Annotated in this window: 19 protein-coding genes and 1 pseudogene; 9 read left to right on the forward strand and 11 right to left on the reverse strand. The window is 67.4% G+C overall.

Annotation, left to right across the window (positions count from 1 at the left end):
* Positions 1-271 precede the first annotated feature (271 nt).
* From gyrA to dnaA, 6 genes are all read right to left on the reverse strand, one after another.
* Positions 272-4,051, reverse strand: coding sequence for an intein-containing DNA gyrase subunit A (gene gyrA, locus HMPREF0591_RS03430; protein WP_007167018.1), 3,780 nt, complete (start codon positions 4,049-4,051; stop codon positions 272-274).
* Between the two features lie 47 nt (positions 4,052-4,098).
* On the reverse strand, positions 4,099-6,132 hold the full coding sequence (gene gyrB / locus HMPREF0591_RS03435) for a DNA topoisomerase (ATP-hydrolyzing) subunit B (RefSeq protein ID WP_007167019.1): 2,034 nt from the start codon (positions 6,130-6,132) through the stop codon (positions 4,099-4,101).
* A 255-nt stretch (positions 6,133-6,387) separates the two neighbouring features.
* A complete protein-coding gene (locus HMPREF0591_RS03440; protein WP_007167020.1) occupies positions 6,388-6,945 on the reverse strand; it encodes a DUF721 family protein in 558 nt (185 codons plus the stop codon).
* The gene (recF, locus tag HMPREF0591_RS03445) at positions 6,942-8,099 is read right to left on the reverse strand and encodes a DNA replication/repair protein RecF (protein ID WP_007167021.1); all 1,158 of its coding nucleotides are present in this window, start codon (positions 8,097-8,099) and stop codon (positions 6,942-6,944) included. Before recF ends, HMPREF0591_RS03440 begins: the two co-directional genes overlap by 4 nt.
* Complete coding sequence (gene dnaN / locus HMPREF0591_RS03450) at positions 8,100-9,299, reverse strand: DNA polymerase III subunit beta (protein WP_007167022.1); 1,200 nt, start codon at positions 9,297-9,299, stop codon at positions 8,100-8,102.
* A gap of 534 nt (positions 9,300-9,833) precedes the next feature.
* On the reverse strand, positions 9,834-11,363 hold the full coding sequence (gene dnaA, locus HMPREF0591_RS03455; RefSeq protein WP_040621752.1) for a chromosomal replication initiator protein DnaA: 1,530 nt from the start codon (positions 11,361-11,363) through the stop codon (positions 9,834-9,836).
* Between the two features lie 605 nt (positions 11,364-11,968).
* On the opposite strand from dnaA, the gene rpmH reads away from it, so the two are divergent.
* The 9 genes and pseudogenes from rpmH to HMPREF0591_RS03490 form a co-directional block, all read left to right on the forward strand.
* Positions 11,969-12,112, forward strand: a complete 144-nt coding sequence (gene rpmH, locus HMPREF0591_RS30665) for a 50S ribosomal protein L34 (RefSeq protein ID WP_073880743.1) — start codon at positions 11,969-11,971, stop codon at positions 12,110-12,112.
* Positions 12,113-12,135: 23 nt separating this feature from the next.
* Positions 12,136-12,498: a ribonuclease P protein component gene (gene rnpA / locus HMPREF0591_RS03460; protein ID WP_040621031.1), complete on the forward strand. Its 363-nt coding sequence runs from the start codon at positions 12,136-12,138 to the stop codon at positions 12,496-12,498.
* Positions 12,499-12,578: 80 nt separating this feature from the next.
* Positions 12,579-12,833, forward strand: a complete 255-nt coding sequence (yidD, locus tag HMPREF0591_RS30670; RefSeq protein ID WP_244268829.1) for a membrane protein insertion efficiency factor YidD — start codon at positions 12,579-12,581, stop codon at positions 12,831-12,833.
* The gene (yidC, locus tag HMPREF0591_RS03465) at positions 12,817-13,926 is read left to right on the forward strand and encodes a membrane protein insertase YidC (RefSeq protein WP_007167026.1); all 1,110 of its coding nucleotides are present in this window, start codon (positions 12,817-12,819) and stop codon (positions 13,924-13,926) included. The genes yidD and yidC overlap by 17 nt, the downstream gene beginning before the upstream one ends.
* Before the next feature lie 78 nt (positions 13,927-14,004).
* Positions 14,005-14,574, forward strand: coding sequence for a Jag family protein (locus HMPREF0591_RS03470; protein ID WP_007167027.1), 570 nt, complete (start codon positions 14,005-14,007; stop codon positions 14,572-14,574).
* Positions 14,575-14,635: 61 nt separating this feature from the next.
* Positions 14,636-15,361 carry a 16S rRNA (guanine(527)-N(7))-methyltransferase RsmG gene (rsmG, locus tag HMPREF0591_RS03475; RefSeq protein WP_007167028.1) on the forward strand — a complete coding sequence of 242 codons (726 nt, stop codon included), beginning with the start codon at positions 14,636-14,638 and terminating at the stop codon, positions 15,359-15,361.
* On the forward strand, positions 15,256-16,341 hold the full coding sequence (locus tag HMPREF0591_RS03480) for a ParA family protein (protein ID WP_425270121.1): 1,086 nt from the start codon (positions 15,256-15,258) through the stop codon (positions 16,339-16,341). The genes rsmG and HMPREF0591_RS03480 overlap by 106 nt, the downstream gene beginning before the upstream one ends.
* 23 nt (positions 16,342-16,364) lie before the next feature.
* Positions 16,365-17,348 (forward strand): ParB/RepB/Spo0J family partition protein, encoded by a 984-nt coding sequence (locus HMPREF0591_RS03485; protein WP_007167030.1) that lies wholly within the window; start codon positions 16,365-16,367, stop codon positions 17,346-17,348.
* A 254-nt stretch (positions 17,349-17,602) separates the two neighbouring features.
* Positions 17,603-18,331: pseudogene (locus HMPREF0591_RS03490) on the forward strand (acetyltransferase); the annotation flags it as partial.
* Positions 18,332-18,351: 20 nt separating this feature from the next.
* Here the strand turns inward: HMPREF0591_RS03490 and HMPREF0591_RS03495 are convergent.
* The 5 genes from HMPREF0591_RS03495 to sigM all read right to left on the reverse strand — a co-directional run bounded on the left by HMPREF0591_RS03495 (position 18,352) and on the right by sigM (position 22,499).
* Positions 18,352-19,569 carry an N-acetylmuramoyl-L-alanine amidase gene (locus HMPREF0591_RS03495; RefSeq protein ID WP_007167032.1) on the reverse strand — a complete coding sequence of 406 codons (1,218 nt, stop codon included), beginning with the start codon at positions 19,567-19,569 and terminating at the stop codon, positions 18,352-18,354.
* Between the two features lie 133 nt (positions 19,570-19,702).
* Positions 19,703-20,056, reverse strand: coding sequence for a thioredoxin (gene trxA, locus HMPREF0591_RS03500; protein WP_007167033.1), 354 nt, complete (start codon positions 20,054-20,056; stop codon positions 19,703-19,705).
* Positions 20,053-21,060, reverse strand: a complete 1,008-nt coding sequence (gene trxB, locus HMPREF0591_RS03505) for a thioredoxin-disulfide reductase (RefSeq protein ID WP_007167034.1) — start codon at positions 21,058-21,060, stop codon at positions 20,053-20,055. Before trxB ends, trxA begins: the two co-directional genes overlap by 4 nt.
* 106 nt (positions 21,061-21,166) lie before the next feature.
* A complete protein-coding gene (locus HMPREF0591_RS03510; protein WP_007167035.1) occupies positions 21,167-21,895 on the reverse strand; it encodes a hypothetical protein in 729 nt (242 codons plus the stop codon).
* Entirely contained in the window at positions 21,888-22,499 is a 612-nt protein-coding gene (gene sigM / locus HMPREF0591_RS03515; protein WP_007167036.1) for an RNA polymerase sigma factor SigM, read from the reverse strand. The genes HMPREF0591_RS03510 and sigM overlap by 8 nt, the downstream gene beginning before the upstream one ends.
* Positions 22,500-22,537: the final 38 nt, after the last annotated feature.

The raw sequence follows: 22,537 nt of genomic DNA on the forward strand, positions 1-22,537 counted from the left end.
CCCACCTCGCTGCCGGGGCGGGGAATCCCCGGCGTCCGGAGCGCGGCCGGCCTGCGCGGGTGGCGCCGCGCGGTGCACACCGGCGCGCTCGGCCGAGCCATCCCCATTAGGGCCGTCGCCCTTTTTGGGGGCGCCCGGCTCGTTCGGTGAGGTCACCCCGACTCCTTAGATCTCCGGCAGCGCCCGCGGGAGCGATTGCCGTCGCATTTTCTCTGGTCGGGCCGAGTCTAATTCCCCGGCCGTCGTCCGGGCCGCCCGGATTGTTCCGCAGCTACTCGTCGGACTCCGCGGCGCCTTCGGCTTCCTCCACGACCTCGTCCGCGTTCTCCTCGGCGTTGCGGGCGATGGCCAGCAGCGTGTTGTCCTCGCCCAGGTTCATCAGGCGCACGCCCTTGGTCTGCCGTCCCGCCTTGCGGACCTGGCGCGCGTCGGTGCGGATCACGCCGCCCCCGGAGGTGATGGCGTACAGCTCGCTGTCGTCGTCGACGATCAGCGCGCCCACCAGCTTGCCGCGCCGCCGGTCGAACATCACGGTGAGCACGCCCTTGCCGCCGCGGCCCTGCACCGGATACTCCTCGATCGCCGTGCGCTTGGCGTAGCCGCCGGACGTCGCCACCAACAGGTACGTGCCCTCGCGAACCACGTTGAGCGACAACAGGTAATCGTCGGTGTTGAACCGCATGCCCTGGACGCCGGACGTGGCGCGCCCCATCGGGCGCAGCGCCTCGTCGGTGGCCGAGAACCGGATGGATTGGCCGTTGGCCGACACCAGCAGCAAGTCCTCCTCCGACGAGCACAGCACCGCGCCGACGAGCTCATCGTTGTCGCGCAGGTTGATCGCCACGATGCCGCCCGATCGGTTGGAGTCGAAATCGGTCAGCTTGGTCTTCTTCACCAGGCCGTTGCGGGTGGCCAGCACCAGGTACGGGGCGTCCTCGTAGCCGCGGATCTGGATCACCTGGGCGATGCGTTCCTCGGGCTGGAAGGCCAGCAGATTGGCGACGTGTTGACCGCGGGCGGTCCTGGACGCCTCGGGCAGTTCGTAGGCCTTCGCCCGGTACACCCGGCCCTGCGTGGTGAAGAACAGAATCCAGTCGTGCGTGGAGCTGACGAAGAAGTGCCGGACGATGTCGTCCTGCTTGAGACCGGCGCCCTGCACGCCCTTGCCGCCGCGTTTCTGGCTGCGGTAGAGATCCGTCTTGGTGCGTTTGGCGTAGCCGGTCTCGGTGATGGTGACGACGACGTCCTCGCGGGCGATCAGGTCCTCGTCGTTGACGTCACCGTCGGCCGCCACGATCCTGGTGCGACGGTCGTCGCCGTGCTTGTCGACGATCTCGGTGAGCTCGTCGCGCACGATGCCGCGCTGCCGTTCCGGCTTGGCCAGGATGTCTTCGAGGTCGGCGATCTCGGCTTCGATCTTGGCCAGGTCGTCGATGATGCGCTGCCGCTCCAGGGCCGCCAGGCGCCGCAGCTGCATGTCCAGGATGGCCTGGGCCTGAATTTCGTCGATGTCGAGCAGCTCGATCAGGCCGGCCCGGGCGATGTCGACGGTTTCCGACGCCCGGATCAGGGCGATGACTTCGTCCAGGGCGTCGAGCGCCTTGACCAGGCCGCGCAGGATGTGGGCGCGTTCGTTGGCCTTGCGCAGCCGGTAGGTGGTGCGGCGGACGATGACGTCGAGTTGGTGTGCGACGTAATGCCGGATCATCTGGTCGAGCCGCAGCGTGCGCGGCACCCCGTCGACGATCGACAACATGTTCGCGCCGAAGCTGGTCTGCAGCTGGGTGTGCTTGTAGAGGTTGTTCAGCACCACCTTGGCCACCGCGTCGCGCTTGATTTCGACGACGATGCGCAGGCCGACCCGATCGCTGGATTGGTCCTCGATGTTGGCGATGCCCGTAAGCCGGCCGTCGCGGACCTGCTCTGCGATCGACGTGATGAAGTTGTCGTGGTTGACCTGATAGGGCAACTCCGTGATGACGATCGAGGTGCGGCCCCGCGAATCTTCTTCTATCTCAACGACTCCGCGCATCCGGATCGATCCGCGACCGGTGGTGTAGGCATCGTGGATGCCCTGCGACCCGACAATCAGACCGTGGGTGGGGAAGTCGGGACCCTTGACCCGCTCGCAGACCGCGGCCAGGGTTGCTTCTTCGTCGGCCTCGTGGTTGTCCAGGCACCAGTAGACGGCTTCTGCCAACTCGCGCAGGTTGTGCGGTGGGATGTTGGTCGCCATGCCGACCGCGATGCCGCCGGAGCCGTTGGCCAGCAGGTTGGGGAACCGGCTTGGCAGCACGGTGGGTTCCTGCACCCGGCCGTCGTAGTTCGGGATGAAATCGACTGTCTCCTCGTCGATCTCGCGCAGCATCTCCATGGCCAGCGGGGTCAGCCGCGCCTCGGTGTTGTGGCTGACGAAACCGTTGCTGAGGAATGCATGGTCGTCGGTGTCGACGCGCAGGCTGTACACCGGTCGTATTCCGGCATCGGTCACCGCCGCGACGCGTGCGTAGTAGAACCGGCCGTCGGTGAGGTCGGCCGCGATGGCACGCACGTCGGGATCGGCTATGCGCGAGAGGATTTCAGCGCCGCGAGTCCGCCAGCGCTGGATGCGGTCGAGGTTGTGGCGATTCAACCAGTCCCGGTCGGCCCAGGAGCCACCCGCGTGCTTACGGATGAAGGCGGCCAGCCCGGGGACGTGGTCGCCATCCCTGCCCGCGCACACCGGCATCGCCGTCAGGATCGCGGTCAGCTTGGCCTGTTTGGCGCCGCCGAAACCGATCTGGGTCGCGAATATTTCGGCTTGCGCGCGGTTCGTGATGACGACTTTGTGTTCACCCACCGCGTGCCGGTAACGCCGCGACACCACGCCGAACTCCAGGAGCAGCTGCTGCACCTCGGCGGCAAGCCGGTCGCTACGCGTCGAGTACGACACTTGAATCGTGTTGCGTGGCAACCCGGAACACGAGCCGTCGCCCTCGAAAAGGGCTTGCAGAAAGGCCCGCTTCACTGCGGCCGGGGACTGCCAGAGCCATTCCGGAACATGCTTGTCGGCGGACCGTTGCCCACACAGGGCGCCAAGCCGCGTCTGCTTGAGCGCTGCCAAGTTGTGGATATCGAGCTCGTGCAGCAGCGATCCGGAGGAGATCGTCCGCGAGGACACGTAGCGCCGACCGCCGACGACGGCGTCGTACGCGCCGACGACCATGTCGAAGTAGTCCCGATCCAGGTTGTTGAAACCTGCACGGGTTGGGGATACGAATCCCTCGCTGATGAAAGCGCCCAACAGCAGGGCTTCCATCACGTCGTGCCACTCCGCGGGCCCGAACTCCACCGGTGGCGTGCGCTGTAGAACGACGCGGTCGTCGGGCCGGATCTCTTCGATCAGCTTCCACAGCAGGGTGGGCACGCCGGCGACGTCGACCAGGCACAGCAGCGGGTGGTTCGATGTAGCGGTGACTTCGTAGCCTTCGGCGGTGCGCACCGTGTAGGTCTGATGCTCGCCCGAGTGGAATAGCCGACTCGCGACGACCGGGTCGCCGTGCCGATCCAGAACCTTGAGGTCTACCTCATTGTCGGAGTTGGGCGATGCACCCGGAACGATGTCGCCGATTCGCACTGATTGCCCAAAGGGCAAGCGCACCAATGCATCTTCCGTCAGGCAGTACCTCATGGCGGCTGGCGGGTCGTTGCCCGGCGAGCCGAAATTGCCCTGCCCGTCGACCAACGGGTACCGCAGCGACCACGGCTGGGCCATGCGCACCAATGTGTCGTAGATCGACGCGTCGCCGTGGGGGTGGTAGTTGCCCATGGTCTCGGCGACCGACCGCGCGGACTTGGCGTGGCTGCGGTCCGGTCGGAAACCCGAGTCGTACATCGCATACAGCACGCGGCGGTGCACCGGCTTGAGGCCGTCGCGGACCTCGGGCAGGGCGCGCCCGACGATCACGCTCATCGCGTAATCGATGTAGCTGCGCTGCATCTCCTGCTGGATGTCGACCGGTTCGATGCGGTCGCCGGCTTCGCCGCCCGGTGGCAGCGTGGTGTCAGTCATTTAATCCCCTTTTCGGGTTGGCCTGCCTGACTTGGCATTCGGGAAGATCAGACATCCAGGAAGCGAACGTCTTTGGCGTTGCGGGTGATGAAGCTGCGGCGGGCGTCGACGTCCTCGCCCATCAGGATCGAGAACAGTTCGTCGGCCGCGGCGGCGTCATCGAGCGTCACTTGGCGCAGCACGCGCACCGACGGGTCCATCGTGGTCTCCCACAACTCTTTGGCGTCCATCTCGCCCAGACCCTTGTACCGCTGGATGCCGTCCTCTTTGTTGATCTTCTTGCCCGCCTTGAGACCGGCCTCGAGCAGGCCGTCGCGTTCGCGGTCCGAGTAGGCGAACTCTGGGTCGGTGCGCTGCCACTTCAACTTGTACAGCGGCGGCTGCGCCAGGAACACGTGTCCGTTCTCGATCAGCGGCCGCATGAAGCGGAACAGCAGGGTCAACAGCAGGGTCGAGATGTGCTGGCCGTCCACGTCGGCGTCGGCCATCAGCACGATCTTGTGGTAGCGCAGCTTGGTGATGTCGAACTCGTCGTGAATGCCGGTGCCCAGCGCGGTGATGATGGCCTGGACCTCGGTATTCTTCAGCACCCTGTCGATGCGGGCCTTCTCGACGTTGATGATCTTGCCGCGCAGCGGCAGAATCGCCTGGAACATCGAGTCGCGGCCGCTCTTGGCCGAGCCGCCGGCCGAATCGCCTTCCACCACATACAGTTCCGACTTCCGCGGGTCGGTGGAGCGGCAGTCGGCCAGCTTTCCGGGCAGGCCGCCAAGGTCGGTGGCGCTCTTGCGGCGCACCAGCTCACGCGCCTTGCGGGCGGCGATGCGCGCCTGCGCCGACGACACCGCTTTGTTCACAACGGTTTTCGCCTCGGACGGGTTGGCCTCGAACCAGTGGGTCAGCTGCTCGTTGCACACCTTCTGCACGAACGACTTGACCTCGGTGTTGCCCAGCTTGGTCTTCGTCTGACCCTCGAACTGCGGTTCGGCGACCTTGACCGAGATGACCGCCGCCAAGCCCTCACGGATGTCGTCGCCCGTGAGGTTGGGGTCCTTGTCCTTCAGCAGCTTCTTGTCTTTGGCGTACTTGTTCACCACCGAGGTCAGCGCGCTGCGGAAGCCCTCCTCGTGGGTGCCGCCCTCGTGCGTGTTGATGGTGTTGGCGAAGGTGTGGACGGACTCCGAGTATCCGCCGTTCCACTGCATGGCGATCTCGACCTCGTGGCCCGTGCCCTTGCCGTCGAAGTCGATGACGCTCTGCTGGATCGGGCTCTTGGTGCGATTGATGTGCTTGACGAAGTCGACCAGGCCGCCGGGGTAGTGGAAGGTGCGGTGCTTGACCTTGTGCGGCGCAGTCGATTCGGCCGCCTTCTCCTCGGCGGACTTGGGTGCCTCGGCGGTGTCGCTGACGACCTCGTCGACGACCTCGTCCTGCTCCACTCGTTCGTCGGTCAGGTTGATGGTGAGGCCTTTGTTGAGGAAGGCCATCTCCTGTAGGCGCCGCGCCACGGTCTCGAAGTCGTACTGCGTGGTTTCGAAGATCTCGGGGTCCGCCCAGAACCGGATCGTGGTTCCGGTCTTCTTGGTGGCCTCCCCCTGCTTGAGGGTCCCGGGCACGGCGCGGTCGTAGTACTGAAACCACTCGTGCCCGTCGCGCTTGATGGTGACCTCCAGGCGGGTGGACAGCGCGTTGACCACGGACACGCCCACACCGTGCAGCCCACCGCTGACGGTGTAGCCGCTGTTTTCGCCGCCGAACTTGCCGCCGGCGTGCAGCTGGGTCATGACCACGTCGACGGTGGGTGCGCCGGTGGCATGCATCGCCACCGGAATGCCGCGCCCGTCGTCGACGACCTCCACGCTGCCGTCGTCCAGGAGCCGCACATCGACCTTGGTCGCGTAGCCGGCCATCGCCTCGTCGACCGAGTTGTCGACCACCTCCCAGATGAGGTGGTGCAGGCCCCGTTCACCGGTGGACCCGATGTACATGCCGGGGCGTTTGCGGACGGCCTCCAGGCCTTCGAGCACGGTGATCGCTGACGCGCCGTATTCGTCTTGCGCCTTCTTCTTCTGGGCAGCCACGGTCGGAATGCTCTCCTTGGGGTTTCATGCGGGCGGTTCCAGTCACCGCGTCAGTCGCATGCCGCCAGTCTACCGTGATGAGCCGTCCGCACCGATTCTCTGGGCGCGTTTCTACCCAGCTAACTGCGCCGTGCGGGCAATTTCTCTATTCCGGCCGCGTCCCGACGTGCATCAAGGCACTACGCGCCGTCCTGGCGGCTTTGAGCCGCCTGTTGATGAAGGCGTGAGTGGGGATGGTCGGCGCCGGTCGCGGCGCTAACCGTAGGTATCGCGGGGACCCCTCCCGGCGATGTGACGCGGCCCCTTGCGCCACGACGGCGCGGTCGGGCCGGTGATTTTCAGCGCGGTCACCACGCCGTTGCCGACGGCCGCGGCGATCTTGGCCAACACCTGGGACTGGATCATCCGCAATTGGGTGGCCCAGGCCGTCGATTCGGCAGTCACGCTGAGCACCCCGTCGCTCAGCGCCGTCGGCGTCGCATGGTCGGCGATCTGCTGGCCCACCACCGACGCCCAGTTGCCGAGCACGGTACCCTCGGCGACCTGCGCCGTCCATCCGCGCTTCTTCGCCAGATCGCGCGCCAACCGGCCCAGCGGTTGGGGGTCGCGCGCGTCGGGTCCCGGCCCCGACCAGCTGCGCCGCTGGCCCGCGACGCGGCGGGGCGACGGCGGCACGGACCGCCCCCGTCCGGCGTCCTTCCCCTGCGCCCGCGCCGCGGCGCGGGCCTCCTCGAGCGTGCGCCTGACCAAGTCGATGCCCTTGAGCAGACCCGGTTCCACGCCGGCCGCGTCTTGGTCGTCGCTGCCGGTCACGCCCGCACCGCCGACACCCGGCCGAGGTCGCCGTCGCGCAAATCGATGTACACCTGCCTGGCGGCCCATCCCGCGGGAATGTCTTCCACCACCGCGGCGGTGACCAACACCTGCTCCGCCGCTTCGGCCACCGTCGCCAGAGCGCGGCGGCGGGCCGCGTCCAGTTCGGCGAACACGTCGTCCAGCAACAGCACGGGCTCGCTGCCGTCGGCGCGCAACAACTCATACGCCGCCAACCTCAGCGCGACCGCGAACGACCACGATTCGCCATGGCTGGCAAAGCCTTTCGCCGGCTGATCACCCAACCAAAGCTCGAGATCGTCACGATGCGGGCCGACCAGGCACATGCCGCGTTCCAATTCCGCGTCACGGCGTTCGGCCAACGCCGCCAACAACGCGGCCTCGAGAAATTCGCGGTCGTGGCCGCCGCCGTCGGCCGCCAGCTGTGCCCCGAGGCTGCTGCGGTAGGCGATCGACGCTGGCCGGGACGCCGGAGCGAGCAGCTGGTAAGCCTTCTCCACCTCCGGCGTCAACTGGTTGACCAGGTCGATACGCGCCGCCATCAACTCCGCGCCGTGTTCGGCCAATCGGCTGTCCCACACGTCGAGGGTGTCCAGGGCGCCGCGGTCGGCGCGGTGCCGCATCCCGGCCGCCGACTTCAACAACGCGGTGCGCTGCCGCAGCACCTTGTCGTAGTCCGCGCGCACCCCGGCCACCGCCGGGCGCCGCACCGTCGCCAGATCGTCCAGATAGCGCCGCCGCTCGGCCGGGTCCCCGCGCACCAGGGCCAGGTCCTCGGGGGCGAACAGCACGGCGCGCAACACCCCGATCACCTCGCGGGTGCTGCGCACCGGCGAGCGATTCAGCCGCGCTTTGTTTGCCCGCCCCGCCGCGATCTCGAGATCGACCGCGCATTCCCTGCCCTCGTTGACCACGATCGTCGAGACGACCGCCCGGTCGGCCCCGGCCCGGATCAGCGGTGTGTCGCTGCCCACCCGGTGCGATCCCAATGTGGCCGAAAACCACAGCGCCTCAACGAGATTGGTCTTGCCGAAACCGTTGGAACCGACGAACACCGTCCGGCCCGGCTCCAGTTCGAGGTCGGCGTGCGCCCAGGACCGGAAATCGCGCAGTCCCAAATGCCGGACGTACACCTATCCGGGCAGCCGAACGGGCATCAGCAGGTAGACGTAATCGGTCGGCAACGCCGCGAACGGCCCGTCGCCGGTGGGCGGGCTGTCGTCGGCCGAGGCCGGCCGCAGCAGCGCGGGCTTGCCCGGCGTGGTGAAACCGAACGACACCCGCTCGGAATGGACCGCCGCCAAGCCGTCGGTCAGGTAGGTCGGGTTGAACGCGATCGTCAACGGTTCGCCGACAAAGTCGACCGCGAGGTCTTCCTCGGCCCGGCCCACATCGTCGGCGCCCGCTGACAGCCGCAGCGAACCCTCGGAGAATTCCATCCGCACCTGTGCGCCCCGATCGGCCACCAGCGCCACCAGCTTGATCGCCTCGGTCAGCTCGGCCACGTTGATGGTGGCCACCGCCGTGTGCTCGGCGGGCAACAGTTGGCGGAACTTGGGGAACTCCGCGTCGAGCAGCCGCGTCGTGCTGCGCTTGCCGTTTCCGCTGATGCCCAGCAGCCCGTCCTTGCCGACGCCGCTGCCGGCGCCCAACGACAGCCGAACCTCCGAACCGTCGGCGCCGGCCCGCGCGGCCTCGGCCAACGTCTTCGCCGGCACCAGCACCGCGGCTTCGATATCGGGCGACGACGCCGCCCACGTCAGCTCGCGCACCGCCAACCGGAACCTGTCGGTGGCGGCCAAAACCACCGTGTTGCCCGAGATCTCAACCCGGATCCCGGTCAACATCGGCAGTGTGTCGTCCCGGCCGGCCGCGATCGCCACCTGACTGATCGCCTCCGCGAACAGGTCGGCGGGCAGCGTCCCGGTCTCCTCCGGCAGGACCGGCAGCGTCGGGTAATCCTCGACCGCCATCGTCGGCAGCGAGAACCTCGCACTACCGCAGTTCAGGGCCACCCGGTTACCGTCGACGTAGAAGTCCACCGGCTTGTTCGGCAACGCCCTGGTGATGTCGGACAGCAACCTGCCGGACACCAAAACACTTCCCGGAGAAGCGATTTCCGCGGCGACCTGCGCTTCGGCGGAAACTTCGTAGTCGAATCCGGAGATCGTCAGACCTTCATCGGACCCGGATAACAACACTCCCGACAGCACCGGCACCGCCGGCCGGGTCGGCAGGTTCTTCGCCACCCACGACACCGCGTCGGCGAAGGACTCCCGCACCAAACGAAACTTCAAGTCGCTGAGGCCAGCTCTCGTCGTCGCCGCGTCCATAGCGTCCCTTCACCTACCGAGCGTTTCAAAGTCCAGTGGCTAGCCTCCCCCCGCTAGCACGGGGCTCCGCCACGAACGCCATTGACAGGTCCAGCCAACGACGACCGCAACGGCTGTCGAAGAACAACCGTAGATCGTCGGAGGCCATCTTGAAAGCTAATCGCCAAGCCCGACAAGCCGGGCTACGGGCGGATCCGCGACGGCGTCTGAACCCGGCGTCCCCAACGCTGTGTTTCAAAGAAGAACAGATGAAGAGATCTCAGTACTAGTAATAAGGGCTGTGCAGTCTGGGGACGGCGGCTCTTTGACGCAGCTAGGGCGGGGATCGGGTTGTGGATCAGTGCGTGGACAACTCGGCGTCGGGTGTTGGGCCGCTGGGGACGAAGGACGGTTGTGGACGCAGGGCGGCTTAGTACACGGCTGTTTGATGGCGTTGTGCACAGTCTGCGCACAACGCCGACATGTGGCGCGTGTGACAGGCGTGCGGGAAGTTTTTTGAAAATATCCGGCGGTCGGGACTTGGGGGAGCCGGAATCAGCGCTTGGATCGCTGGCGGATGCGAGTCGTGAGTTCTTTGACGTGATCGAAGACCTCACGCCGCTCGGCCATTTCCGACAGGATCTTGCGCTGGGCGTACATGACCGTCGTGTGGTCGCGCCCGAAGGCCTGCCCGATTTTGGGCAGCGAGAGGTCGGTGAGCTCCCGGCACAGATACATCGCGATCTGACGGGACTGCGCGAGCGCGCGGGTCTTGCCCGGGCCGCGGAGTTCTTCCACGGTGGTGTCGAAGTATTCGGCGGTGGCGGCCATGATGGTCGCCGCGCTGATCTGCATCGTGCTGGCGTCGGCGATGAGGTCCCGCAGCACGATCTCGGCCAGGGCCTTGTCGATCGGGGTCTTGTTCAACGAGGCGAACGCGGTCACCCGGATGAGGGCGCCCTCGAGTTCGCGGATGTTGCGTTCGATGCTGCTGGCGATGAGTTCCAGGACGTCGTCGGGGACCGCGAGGCGCTCCATCTGTGCTTTCTTGCGCAGGATGGCGATGCGGGTTTCGAGCTCGGGTGGCTGGACGTCGGTGATCAGGCCCCACTCGAACCGGGTTCGCAGCCGGTCTTCGAGGGTGGCGAGCTGTTTGGGGGGCCGGTCTGAGGAGATGACGATCTGCTTGTTGGCGTTGTGCAGGGTGTTGAAGGTATGGAAGAACTCCTCCTGAATACCTTCCTTGCCCTCGATGAACTGAATGTCGTCGACCAACAACACGTCGACGTCGCGGTAGCTGCGCTTGAACGCGACCTTGCGGTCGTCGCGTAGCGAGTTGATGAAGTCGTTGGTGAATTCCTCGGTGGACACGTACTTGACCCGCATCCCCGGGAACAGTCGCTGCGCGTAGTTGCCGGCGGCATGCAGCAGGTGGGTCTTGCCCAGCCCGGACTCGCCCCAGATGAACAACGGGTTGTAGGCGCGCGCCGGCGCCTCGGCGATGGCCAACGCCGCGGCGTGCGCGAAACGGTTGGACGCTCCGATGACGAACGTGTCGAAGGTGTAGCGGCGGTTCAAACTGGTTCCGCCGGCGACGGCCGGGTCGGCGGGGTGCGGACGTTCGGCGAAGTAGTTCGTCCAGCCCTGTTGCGCGCTGTCGGCGGCTTCACCGTTTTCGTCGGTCTCGTCCGCGTCGCCGGCGTCGTCCGGAAATGCGCTGTCGCCCTGGGCGAACGGTTCGGCTTGCCCGAGCACCACGTCGTCGGCGTCGTCGTCGGGCGGTGCGATTCGCACCCCGAGTTGAATCTGTTGTCCGAGCCGCCGGCTGAGCGCATCGGTGATGGGGGCACGAAGATGACGTTCGATCTCGTTCTGGACGAAACTGCTGGGCACCGACAGCAGGGCGAATCCCTCGACGATGGTCAGCGGCTGCACCAGATTGAGCCAGGCCCGCTGTTGCGGGGTGAGGGGAGCGACGAGGGTGGTGCGGTTGGCGGGTGCCCCGTCCGGAGTGGGTTCTCCGTTGAGCTCGGATACGACCGCGTTCCACACGGTCGTGAAACCTGAACCGGGGTCATCGGTCAACGACGCATCCCCCTGGTTCTCGAGCATCCCGGGTCGAGGTACAACCACGCTTGGTGACAAAGCAACTGTCCACATAGTTATACACAGGTGTGGACAGGATGAGCGTATGCGAGCCACAACCTACCGGCGACGGCTCGCGATCTCCGTGCTGGAAGAAAACCTCTGCAGGCTGTCTAGGCAGCTAGTCGACCCACCATCCTCGCTTCGTTGTCGAGCGCCGTTGCAGTCTAAAACGACACTGGCAGAAGCTAACAGTTTTCCGTGCGGCTGCCAACCGTTCTGCTGCATTCCAATCGGGTTGTTTAGGGTTCGTTGGGCCTGGTTCGGCTCGGCGCCGGTGTGCCGTGCGGCCGGAGCCGGCCATAGGGGGCGACGTCTCTCGCCGGCATAGGGCGGGTCCGTTGCGGCAGGCCAGGTTTGACCAGGGGAAGCGCGGTCAGTACCCTCAAACAGTCGCCCGAAAGTCGGCGATGCGGCTGCGACCCAGGTCTGCCTGGGGACCGCGCCGGCCAGCAGCAAGATTACCTCCGACCGACCCGCAGACGAACCTGAGCGAGACGTCTGGCCGGCCGGATGCAAATGCGAGACACAACGAGGAGAACGTCGTGGCCAAGGGCAAGCGGACCTTCCAGCCGAACAACCGGCGCCGAGCCCGCGTGCATGGCTTCCGGTTGCGCATGCGCACCCGCGCCGGACGCTCGATTGTGTCGAGCCGGCGCCGTAAGGGGCGCCGGGCGCTCTCTGCCTGATTGCAACGTCGGGTTTTTCGGCGGTGCTTCCGGCACGCAACCGCATGAGGCGATCAACGGAATTTGACGCGACGGTGAAGCACGGTGCTCGTGCGGCGCAGCGCGACATCGTCGTCCACCTCCGTCGCGCCGGCGACCGTGACGGCTCAACGCCTCCTCACCTCGGGCTGATCGTCGGCAAGTCGGTCGGTTCGGCGGTCGACCGGCACCGGGTGTCGCGCCGGCTGCGGCATGTGGCGCGATCCGTTCTGGGCGATCTGCACGATTCCGACCAGGTGGTGATCCGGGCCTTGCCCGGCAGCCGCACCGCGTCGTCGGGCCGATTGGCGGAGCAGCTGCGCCGCGGTCTGCGACGCGCGCTCGAGTCGGAGGGGCGGCAAGGGTGATCACGCCGGGGCGGGGCAGGCACGCGTTGGGGACGGCGACGGTGCGGGGGCTGGTCTGGTTGATCCAGCTGTATCGGCACATGGTGTCGCCATTGCGGCCGGCCACGTGTCGCTTCGTTCCGACGTGCAGCCAGTACGCGGTCGACGCGTTGACCGAGTACGGATTGATCCGGGGGAGTTGGTTGGCTGCCGCCCGACTCGTCAAGTGCGGACCATGGCATCGGGGTGGGTGGGATCCGATACCGGAACGCCCGGGATGTCAGGCGAACTTCGAAGATGCCAACGACGCGTGGCCCCGCCCGGCGGCGCGAGGGGAGAGTGGAACTCTTGTTTGATTTCTTTAGTCTCGACTTCGTCTACTACCCGGTGTCGTGGATCATGTGGGCCTGGTACAAGCTGTTCGCCGCGATGCTGGGGCCGTCCAACTTCTTCGCGTGGGCGCTGTCGGTGATGTTCCTGGTGTTCAGCTTGCGCGCGCTGCTGTACAAGCCGTTCGTGCGGCAGATCCGCACCACACGCCAGATGCAGGAACTGCAACCCCAGATCAAGGCGCTGCAGAAGAAGTACGGCAAGGACCGCCAGCGGATGGCGCTGGAGATGCAGAAGCTGCAACGCGAGCACGGCTTCAACCCGATCCTCGGGTGCTTGCCGATGCTCGCGCAGATCCCGGTCTTCATCGGCCTGTATCACGTGTTGCGGTCGTTCAACCGGACCACCGGCGGCTTCGGCCAGCCGCACCTGTCGGTGGCCCAGAACCGCCTCACGGGAAACTACGTGTTCAGCCCGACCGACGTCGGGCACTTCCTGGACGCCAACTTGTTCGGCGCGCCGATCGGGGCGTTCATGACGCAGCGGACGGGGTTGGACGCGTTCACCTACTTCAGCCGGCCCGCGGTGATCGCGGTCGGTGCGCCGGTGATGATCCTGGCCGGCATCGCGACCTACTTCAACAGCCGGGCGTCGGTGGCGCGGCAGAGTCCGGAAGCCGCGGCCAATCCGCAGACCGCGATGATGAACAAGCTTGCGTTGTACGTGTTTCCGCTCGGGGTTGTGGTCGGCGGTCCGTTCCTGCCGCTGGCGATCATCCTGTACTGGTTCGCGAACAACATCTGGACGTTCGGTCAGCAGCACTACGTGTTCGGCATGATCGAAAAAGAGGACGAGGCCAAGAAGCAGGAAGTGTTGCAGCGGCGAGCGGCCAATGCGCCCGCGCCGGGCGCCAAACCCAAACGGAACCCCAAGGCGGGGCAGCCGGGCGGGAACGGGTCGCCGGCCGCCGGGGAGGGGGAGCCGGACACCGATGCCCCCGACACCGGAACGGACACGACGGAGCCCCAGGCCGACAAGCCCAGTGCGGGCGGGCAAAACGGCGGCGCGGCCAATCGCACACCCCGGCCTGGCGCGCGACCGAAGAGACGGAAACGCTGACCAGGGCGACCTAGCCGCACGGGGCGCCAGGAAGGGGACCCCGATCGGCAAGACCCGTTGGATGAGGGAGAGAAAGACATGACCGACGCAGACACCACCACCACCGAACGTGACGCGGAGAGCGACGTCGACACGGAGTCGACCGTCGAGAACGGCGCGGAGGCCGCCGACGACTTCGACGACCTGGAGGAGCGGTTGGTCGCCGAGGGCGAGATCGCCGGTGACTACCTGGAAGAGCTGCTAGACCTGTTGGACTTCGATGGCGACATCGATCTGGATGTCGAGGGCAACCGCGCGGTGGTAAGCATCGACGGCAGCGACGACCTGAACAAGTTGGTCGGCCGCGGCGGCGAGGTGCTCGACGCGCTGCAGGAACTCACCCGCCTGGCCGTGCACCAGAAGACCGGCGTGCGCAGCCGGCTGATGCTCGACATCGCCAGCTGGCGCCGCCGGCGCCGGGAGGAGTTGGCGGCGCTGGGGGACAAGGTGGCACGGCGGGTGCTGGAGTCCGGCGAGCGGGAAGAGCTCGCGCCCATGACACCGTTCGAGCGCAAGATCGTCCACGATGCCGTCGCGGCGGTGCCCGGTGTGCACAGCGAAAGCGAGGGCGTCGAGCCCGCGCGGCGCGTCGTCGTCCTGCACGACTAACGAGTTACAGCCGTGTAGTTCCGGCGTGCGAGCCCCCATTGGCCGCCAGGCAAAGCAGAGGATGTTTCACGTGAAACATGTCGGCCCGGTGGAACCCACGGCGAACAAAACCGCCACATCCGAGCCCGCCGCGGCGAGCGCGATCTTCGGTCCCCGGCTCGACCTCGCCCGCCGGTACGCGGAGATGCTTGCCGGTCCCGGAGTCGAGCGGGGACTCCTGGGCCCGCGCGAAGTGGAGCGGATCTGGGACCGGCATCTGCTCAACAGCGCCGCCGTGGCCGAGCTTCTCGAGCCGGGCGATCGGGTGATCGACATCGGCAGCGGGGCCGGCCTGCCCGGCATCCCGCTCGCCCTGGCACGCCCCGACGTGGACGTCGTCCTCCTCGAACCGTTGTTGCGCCGCAGCGAGTTTCTCAGCGAGGCGGTCGAACAACTAGGGTTAGCCGTCGAGGTGGTCCGCGGCCGCGCCGAGGATCCTTGGGTCCGCGACCGGTTCGGCGAAAGGGATGCGGCGGTGTCACGAGCGGTTGCGTCGTTGGACAAGTTGGCGAAGTGGAGTGTGCCGTTGCTGCGAATGGGCGGACGGATGCTCGCGATCAAGGGTGAGCGCGCCACCGAGGAAGTTGAACAATTCCGGCGTGTGATGGCAGCATCGGGCGCCGTTGATGCCAGGGTGGTGACATGTGGCGCGACCTATTTGCGTCCCCCCGCAACCGTAGTTATGGCCCGGCGCGCAAGGCCGCCGCGCCAGCAGCCGACACGGAGCGGGAAGGCCGGGAACCGATGAGCAGTCCGGGAGAGTCGATGACGCCGCCGGGTGCCGCACACGTCCATGCGCCCGGGGCGCCGTCCGGTGCCGCACCCGCCCCGCTCGCGGACCCGGCCGCGAACGTTTCACGTGAAACATCGCACGAGTTCGACACCCCGATCGGTGCCGCCGCCGAGCGGGCGATGCGCATACTGCACACCACCTATCCACCGCTGCGCCGACCGAGGCACCGCAGGGTCCTGACCGTCGCCAACCAGAAGGGTGGCGTCGGCAAGACCACCACGGCGGTGAACCTCGCCGCCGCACTGGCCCTGCAGGGGCTGAAGACGTTGGTCATCGACCTCGACCCGCAGGGCAACGCGAGTACGGCACTCGGGATCACCGATCGGCAGTCGGGCACGCCGTCGTCCTACGAAGTGCTCATCGGTGAGGTCGCCGTCAAAGACGCGCTGCGCCGCAGCCCGCACAACGAGCGCCTCTTCTGCGTCCCGGCCACCATCGACCTGGCCGGCGCCGAGATCGAATTGGTGAGCATGGTGGCACGGGAGAACCGGCTGCGAACCGCCCTGGCCGACCTGGACGACCTCGACTTCGACTACGTCTTCATCGACTGCCCACCGTCGTTGGGGCTGCTGACCATCAACGCGCTCGTCGCCGCACCCGAGGTGATGATCCCCATCCAGTGCGAGTACTACGCACTCGAGGGGGTGTCACAGCTGATGCGCAACATCGAGATGGTGAAGGCCCACCTCAACCCGCAGCTCGACGTGAGCACCGTGGTCCTCACCATGTACGACGGCCGCACCAAGCTCGCCGACCAGGTCGCCGAAGAGGTGCGCCGGTACTTCGGAACCAAGGTGCTGCGCACCGTGATCCCGCGCAGCGTCAAGGTGTCGGAGGCTCCCGGCTACAGCATGACCATCATCGATTACGACCCCGGTTCGCGCGGGGCGATGAGCTACCTCGACGCGAGCCGCGAACTCGCCGAACGCGATTGACCACCAGCCGTGAAGGGACGACCATGACGCAGCCGTTACGCAAGAAGGGCGGCCTCGGCCGGGGCCTGGCTTCGCTGATCCCGACCGGTCCCGCCGAAGGCGACTCCGGTCCCGCGACCCTCGGCCCACGGATGGGCGACGCGGCCGCGGATGTGTTGATCGGCGGACCCGGACCAGACCTGGCCCCGGCGGGTGCGGTGTATCGCGAGATCGCGCCGGCCGACATCGAACCCAACCCGCGCCAGCCGCGGCAGGTGTTCGACGACGAGGCGCTCTCCGAGCTGGTGCACTCGATCCGCGAGTTCGGTCTGTTGCAGCCGATCGTGGTGCGCGCCGTACCCGGCGCCAAGACGGGCCCGCGCTATCAGATCGTGATGGGGGAGCGGCGCTGGCGGGCGGCCCAAGAGGCGGGGTTGGCGACCATCCCGACCATCGTGCGCGAGACCGGTGACGACAACCTGCTCCGCGACGCCCTGCTGGAGAACATCCACCGGGTGCAGCTCAACCCCTTGGAAGAGGCGGCGGCTTACCAGCAGCTGCTCGACGAGTTCGGCGTCACCCACGATGAACTGGCGTCACGCATCGGCCGTTCGCGGCCGTTGATCACCAACATGATCCGGTTGCTCAAGCTGCCGATCCCGGTGCAGCGGCGGGTGGCCGCGGGCGTGCTGTCGGCCGGCCATGCCCGCGCGCTCTTGTCGCTGGAGGCCGGTCCCGAGGCGCAGGAGGAGTTGGCGAGCCGGATCGTCGCGGAGGGGCTGTCGGTGCGGGCGACCGAAGAGGCGGTGACGCTGGCCAACCGCGCCGGCGCGACCACCCCGGCGCCGCAGCGGCGCAAGCCGATCCAGATGCCCGGCCTGCAGGAGGTCGCCGAGCGGCTGTCCAACGCCTTCGACACCCGGGTGACGGTCAGCCTGGGCAAACGCAAGGGCAAGATCGTCGTGGAGTTCGGCTCCGTCGACGACTTGCAGCGCATCATCGACATGATGACCCCCGCAAACCCCTGACCCGCCACACCGTGTAATTACGTCACTGTGACACCAGGACGGTCACGGAGGGGCGGCGGCGCCGCGGTGTTACGAAACCGCATGCGTTCCAAGGACATTCGGTAACGAATCGGCGGCGACGGTAACGCGGTGAGCGTCGCGGCGCCGTGATCGGCACCTCGGCGACAAAGCTGGCCCGATTGCGACAAACTCTCCTATCCTGGAGGGGTTGCCGGTGCAATTGGCTGCAGTACCGCACAGGAGCCAGGAGGCTAGTGTCCGTTCGCATCACCCCGCTGCGCCTCGAGGCCTTCGAACAACTTCCCAAGCATGCGCGCCGCTGCGTGTACTGGGAGGTCGACCCGGCAACGCTCGGTAACCAGGACCACCTCGCCGACCCGGAGTTCGAGAAGGAAGCCTGGCTGTCGATGGTCATGCTGGAGTGGGGGTCCTGCGGGCAGGTGGCGACCGCGGCCACCGACGACAGAAGCCAAAGCGAACCCCCGGTCCTGGGGTATGTCTTCTACGCGCCGCCGCGTGCGGTGCCGCGCGCGCAGCGGTTTCCCACCGCGCCGGTGTCCGCGGACGCGGTGCTGCTGACGTCGATGGGCATCGAGCCCGGCCAGACCGCGGAAGATCTACCGCACGGGCTGCTCGCCCGGGTGATCGACGAACTGGTCAGGCGCGGGGTCCGCGCGCTCGAAGCGTTCGGGCGCACGCCGGCGGCCGCGGAATTGCAGGATCCGTTGGCGGCGGGCCCGGATGTGCGACCGGTGCTGGAGGCCGTCGGTGACTGCTCGGTGGACCACTGCGTGATCGACGCGCAGCTCTTGGAGGACGCGGGATTCGTTGTGGTGGCGCCGCATCCGTACTTCCCGCGGCTTCGGCTCGAGCTGGACAAGGGCCTCGGGTGGAAGGCCGAAGTCGAGGCGGCGCTGGAGCGCCTGCTGGAGAATGCGCAGCTGCAGGAGCCGGTCGGAGCCGGGACAGCGGCGGGAAACACGTTGCGGGGCACGGAGGTCGGCTACGAGCCGCCGAGCCGGCTCCGTTCCACGGACAGTTCGTGGGCCAGCAGTTCGGCGAAGGTGAACGTGCCGGTCGGCCGGTCGTTCTTACCCAAGAGGTAGAGCCGCTTGACCGCGGCGAGGATGCCTTCGGCGATCGCGTCGCGGGTTTGCGTGGAGACCAGCATCGCACGGTCCTGCGGATTGGTGATGTAGCCGACGTCGACCTGCACGGTCGGCATCCGGGTCAGGCGCAACAGATCCCACGTCCGGCCGTGCGTCCGGCAATCGCGTAACCCCGTGCGGGCGACCACTTCTCGTTGGATGAAGTCCGCGAGGTTGCGCCCGATCGTGGAGACCGAGCCGTGTGAATTGCCGAAATGGAAGGACGCGACGCCGCTGGCCGCGGCGCTGGGCTGGCTCTCGCAGCGCAAGCTGATCATCAGGTCCGCCCCGACGTTGTTGGCCGTGGCGGCGCGTTCGGCGTCGGAGGGGCTGCGGTTGACCGGTCGCGAGAGGAAGGTCTCCATGCCGATGGCGGTCATCCGCCCCTCGAGGCGGCTTGCCAAGTCCCACAACACGTCCGCTTCGCTGATCGGTCCCGACGGACCCTGCATCAGCTCGCCGAGGTCGGTGCCGCCGCGACCCGGATCGATGATGATCCGCTTGCCAGACAGCTTGGGCCCGGACCGGCGGACCAGTTCTTCTTCGCGGATAGCGTGCGGTGAGCCGCCGGTGACACGGGAGCTCAGAAAGTACAAGGAGCGCAACGTTTCTGGCCCACAGATGCCGTCGGCGGCAAGGCCGTACTCGCGTTGGTACGACATCAACGCGTTGTGGGTCTGCAATCCGAAGTGCCCGTCGACCAGCCCGGTGTAGAAACCGAGGTCTTGGAGGCGGGCCTGCAGCGTGGCGACGTCGTCGCCATAAAGCGGGGCGCCGAACTGGTGGTACAGCGTGCGCGCGCCGAGCCGGTAGGAGGCCTCCTTCAACGCGCGGTAGGTGGCCTCGCCGACGATGCCGTCGACCAGCAGACCGCGGTGTTGCTGAAAGGCCCGCACCGCCTGGTCGAGCTCGGCGTCGAAGACTTCGGGGGAGACGTGCCGGCCGGTGGCGAGATCGTCCTCGGGGATGTCCAGCAGCCCCAGCGCTGCCAACGTGGCCCGGACTTCGGTCACGGCTGCGCTGCGGTCACCACAGCGCAGCGCATCGCCGTATTCACGGCGCGGACTCGACATACCAAGGGCCCTCCGGGACAGACTGACAGGCTCGTATCAGGGCGACAGCTGGCAATTATTGTCGCAGATGCTTCGCGTAATCGGGAAAACCCCAGGCTGAACGCGGGGCGTGGTGCGGCGACGCAAATCCCGGTCAGCCGAGGTTGGGAACGGCGTCCGAAAGCTCGCGCAGCAACGCTGCCTTGCCTTTGGCGCCGACGATCCGCTTCACGGGCTGGCCGTCTTTGAACAGGATCATGGTCGGGATCGAGACCACCTGGAAGTCGCGCGCGGTCACCGGGTTGGCGTCGACGTCGAGCTTGGCGACGGTTAGCTGGCCGGCGCGCTCACTCGCGATTTCCTCGAGAACCGGCGCGACCATTTTGCACGGCCCGCACCATGTTGCCCAAAAGTCAACCAGCACAGGCTTATTGCTGGACAACACCTCGTTGGAAAACGATGCGTCGGAGACTTCGATTGTGGCTCCGGCTTTTTCGGCGTCGGTCATTGAGGTGCTCCAATCATCTCGGTACTGCCCGGAAATTCGGTGGCGTCGCTGTGGGCGGGGGTGCTGGATTCGGCGTGTTCGGCCAGCCAGCGTTCGGCGTCGATGGCTGCCGAGCAGCCGCTGCCGGCGGCGGTGATGGCCTGGCGGTAGGTGCGGTCGACCAGGTCCCCGGCGGCGAACACCCCCTCGATCGAGGTCGCCGTGGTTCGGCCCTGCACCAGCACATACCCGTCGGGATCGGTGTCGAGGACCTCGCGCACCAACTCCGAGCGCGGGTCGTGACCGATCGCCACGAACACCCCCGTGACCGCCAAGGTGGATTCCTGCCCGGTCACGGTGTCACGCACCCGCAACCCGTTGACGGTCTCCGAACCCTCCACCCCCAAAACCGCCTTGTTGGTCACGATGGTGATCTTGTCATTGGCCCGGGCCCGCTCGAGCATGATCCGCGAGGCGCGGAACTCCTCGCGGCGATGCACCAGGGTCACGCTGCGCGCAAACCGGGTCAAAAACGTGGCCTCCTCCATCGCCGAGTCCCCGCCGCCGATCACCGCGATGTCCTGATCCCGGAAGAAGAACCCGTCACAGGTGGCACACGAGCTCACCCCGCGCCCCAGCAACTCCTGCTCCCCGGGCACCCCCAGATAGCGCGCCGCCGCACCCATGGCCAAGATCACCGCCCGCGCCCGCACGGTCTGGCCCTCGGCCGTGGTCACCGACTTCACCGGCCCCTGCAGCGACACCGACTCCACGTCTTCCATCCGCAGATCGGCCCCGAACCGCAGCGCCTGCTCACGCATCTGATCCATCAACTCCGGGCCGGTGATGCCCTCACGAAAACCGGGGAAATTCTCCACCTCGGTCGTGGTCATCAACGCCCCACCAAACGACGTCCCCTCGAACACCACCGGCGCCAACTGCGCCCGCGCCGCATACAACGCCGCGGTATACCCGGCAGGACCCGAACCAATAACGATCACGTCGTGCACAGTGTCGGCGGTCATAGAACCCTTTCAAACGATCGTCCCTGGATTCCTACAAACGCCAGCGTAGGTGCCGCTGTTCCCGGGAACCCTGTGATGCCGCCGGCGCAACCCATCTGCTACCACACTAAGGGCGGGGGACTTGGGTGGTGGCCAACAAGCCGGTATCGGCGGCGTTGCAGTTCAGCGCCACCGCGTAAACCGCCAGGTTGTGCGGAGTGTCGGCCGGCACCACCAGCACGATGCCGGGGCGGGCGTTGATCTCGACCCGGCGCCCGCCCAGCACCTGCGTGGACGCCGGATAGCCGAGGCCAGTGAGACAGGACGCGCGCCGCACCGGATCGGCCAGCGGGCCGTACTCGGGGCGCTGGCTGAGGAGCCCGACGATTTCGTCTGATGACAGCGGGATCACCATCGGCGGGGTCGAAACGGTGATGTGCTCGGCCGTCACCTGGGCGCTGGGGGCGGGTTCGGGCGCGGTGACGAGGGCCGCGGTGCCCACGCCGATCGCCGCGAGTACCGCGCCGACGCCGATCACCATGGCGAGCACCCGCGTGGGCCGGAGTCGCGGCCGGGCCGCGTGGTCGACGGGCGGGCCGGTTTCCGCCGAAGCGAGCGCCGCCGCCACCCGTGCGGTGACGTCGGGCGGGACCTCCGGGGCCGGGCCCCCGCCCAGCGTGGCGACGTCACAGCGCACTTGATTCAGCGCGCGCAGGATCTGCTCGGCCTCCGGGTCGTCGCGGACCCGGCGACGCACCCGCGCCGCGGATTCGTCGTCGAGCAGGCCGGCCTGCAGGTCGGCCAGGAGCTCGACCGTCAGGGGCGCCTCGTCGGCTTCGTTGTCGGGTTCACGCATCCGCCCCAGTGTCCGTCATGGGCCGCTGCACGGCCACGGGTGGGGCGAGGTCGGGCGCGGGTTTCAGGTAGCCGAGGAGCCCGGCGAGGCGTGCCCGGGCCCGCGCGCATCGGCTCTTGACGGTGCCCTCGGCCACGCCCAACAGCGCGGCGGTGTCGGCCACCGAGTACCCCTGCATGTCGACGGCCACCACCGCCGCCCGCTGCTCGACGGGGAGCCGCATCAACGCGCGCTGCACCACCACGGCGGTCTCGACCTGGGCCGTGCGATCGGCCACCGGATAGACGTCCTCCAGCGGGACGGTCGGATGCGCCTTGGTGCGGCGCAGCCGGTCCAGGCAGGCGTTGACCACGATGCGATGCAGCCAGCTGTCGACGGCGGCGTCATGCCGGAAGGATCCGGCGGCGCGGTGGGCGGAGAGCATGGCGTCCTGCAGCGCGTCCTCGGCGTCCTCCGCGGTGCGCGTGGTCAGCCGGGCCAGCCGGTGCAGCTGTCGCTGATGGCGGAGGAACAACTCGCCGAAGGCGTGCCGATCGCCGTCGACGTGGGCCGCCAACAGCTCGGCATCACTGCGTTGGCGCTGGTTGTCCCCCGGGGAGCCCACGGCCGGACAGTAACCAATCGGCTGCCGGGCGGCACTTC

The organism is Mycobacterium parascrofulaceum ATCC BAA-614 (genome assembly GCF_000164135.1).
In the GTDB taxonomy this organism is placed as follows: domain Bacteria; phylum Actinomycetota; class Actinomycetes; order Mycobacteriales; family Mycobacteriaceae; genus Mycobacterium; species Mycobacterium parascrofulaceum.

Excerpts from the sequence above, each read along its gene's own strand:
- HMPREF0591_RS03495 (WP_007167032.1), bottom strand. The coding sequence starts at position 19,569 with ATGTCGAGTCCGCGCCGTGAATACGGCGATGCGCTGCGCTGTGGTGAC.
- trxA (WP_007167033.1), bottom strand. The coding sequence starts at position 20,056 with ATGACCGACGCCGAAAAAGCCGGAGCCACAATCGAAGTCTCCGACGCA.
- HMPREF0591_RS03485 (WP_007167030.1), top strand. The coding sequence starts at position 16,365 with ATGACGCAGCCGTTACGCAAGAAGGGCGGCCTCGGCCGGGGCCTGGCT.
- gyrA (WP_007167018.1), bottom strand. The coding sequence starts at position 4,051 with ATGACTGACACCACGCTGCCACCGGGCGGCGAAGCCGGCGACCGCATC.
- rsmG (WP_007167028.1), top strand. The coding sequence starts at position 14,636 with ATGTTTCACGTGAAACATGTCGGCCCGGTGGAACCCACGGCGAACAAA.
- yidD (WP_244268829.1), top strand. The coding sequence starts at position 12,579 with ATGGTGTCGCCATTGCGGCCGGCCACGTGTCGCTTCGTTCCGACGTGC.
- HMPREF0591_RS03480 (WP_425270121.1), top strand. The coding sequence starts at position 15,256 with ATGTGGCGCGACCTATTTGCGTCCCCCCGCAACCGTAGTTATGGCCCG.
- HMPREF0591_RS03470 (WP_007167027.1), top strand. The coding sequence starts at position 14,005 with ATGACCGACGCAGACACCACCACCACCGAACGTGACGCGGAGAGCGAC.
- dnaN (WP_007167022.1), bottom strand. The coding sequence starts at position 9,299 with ATGGACGCGGCGACGACGAGAGCTGGCCTCAGCGACTTGAAGTTTCGT.
- trxB (WP_007167034.1), bottom strand. The coding sequence starts at position 21,060 with ATGACCGCCGACACTGTGCACGACGTGATCGTTATTGGTTCGGGTCCT.
- HMPREF0591_RS03510 (WP_007167035.1), bottom strand. The coding sequence starts at position 21,895 with ATGCGTGAACCCGACAACGAAGCCGACGAGGCGCCCCTGACGGTCGAG.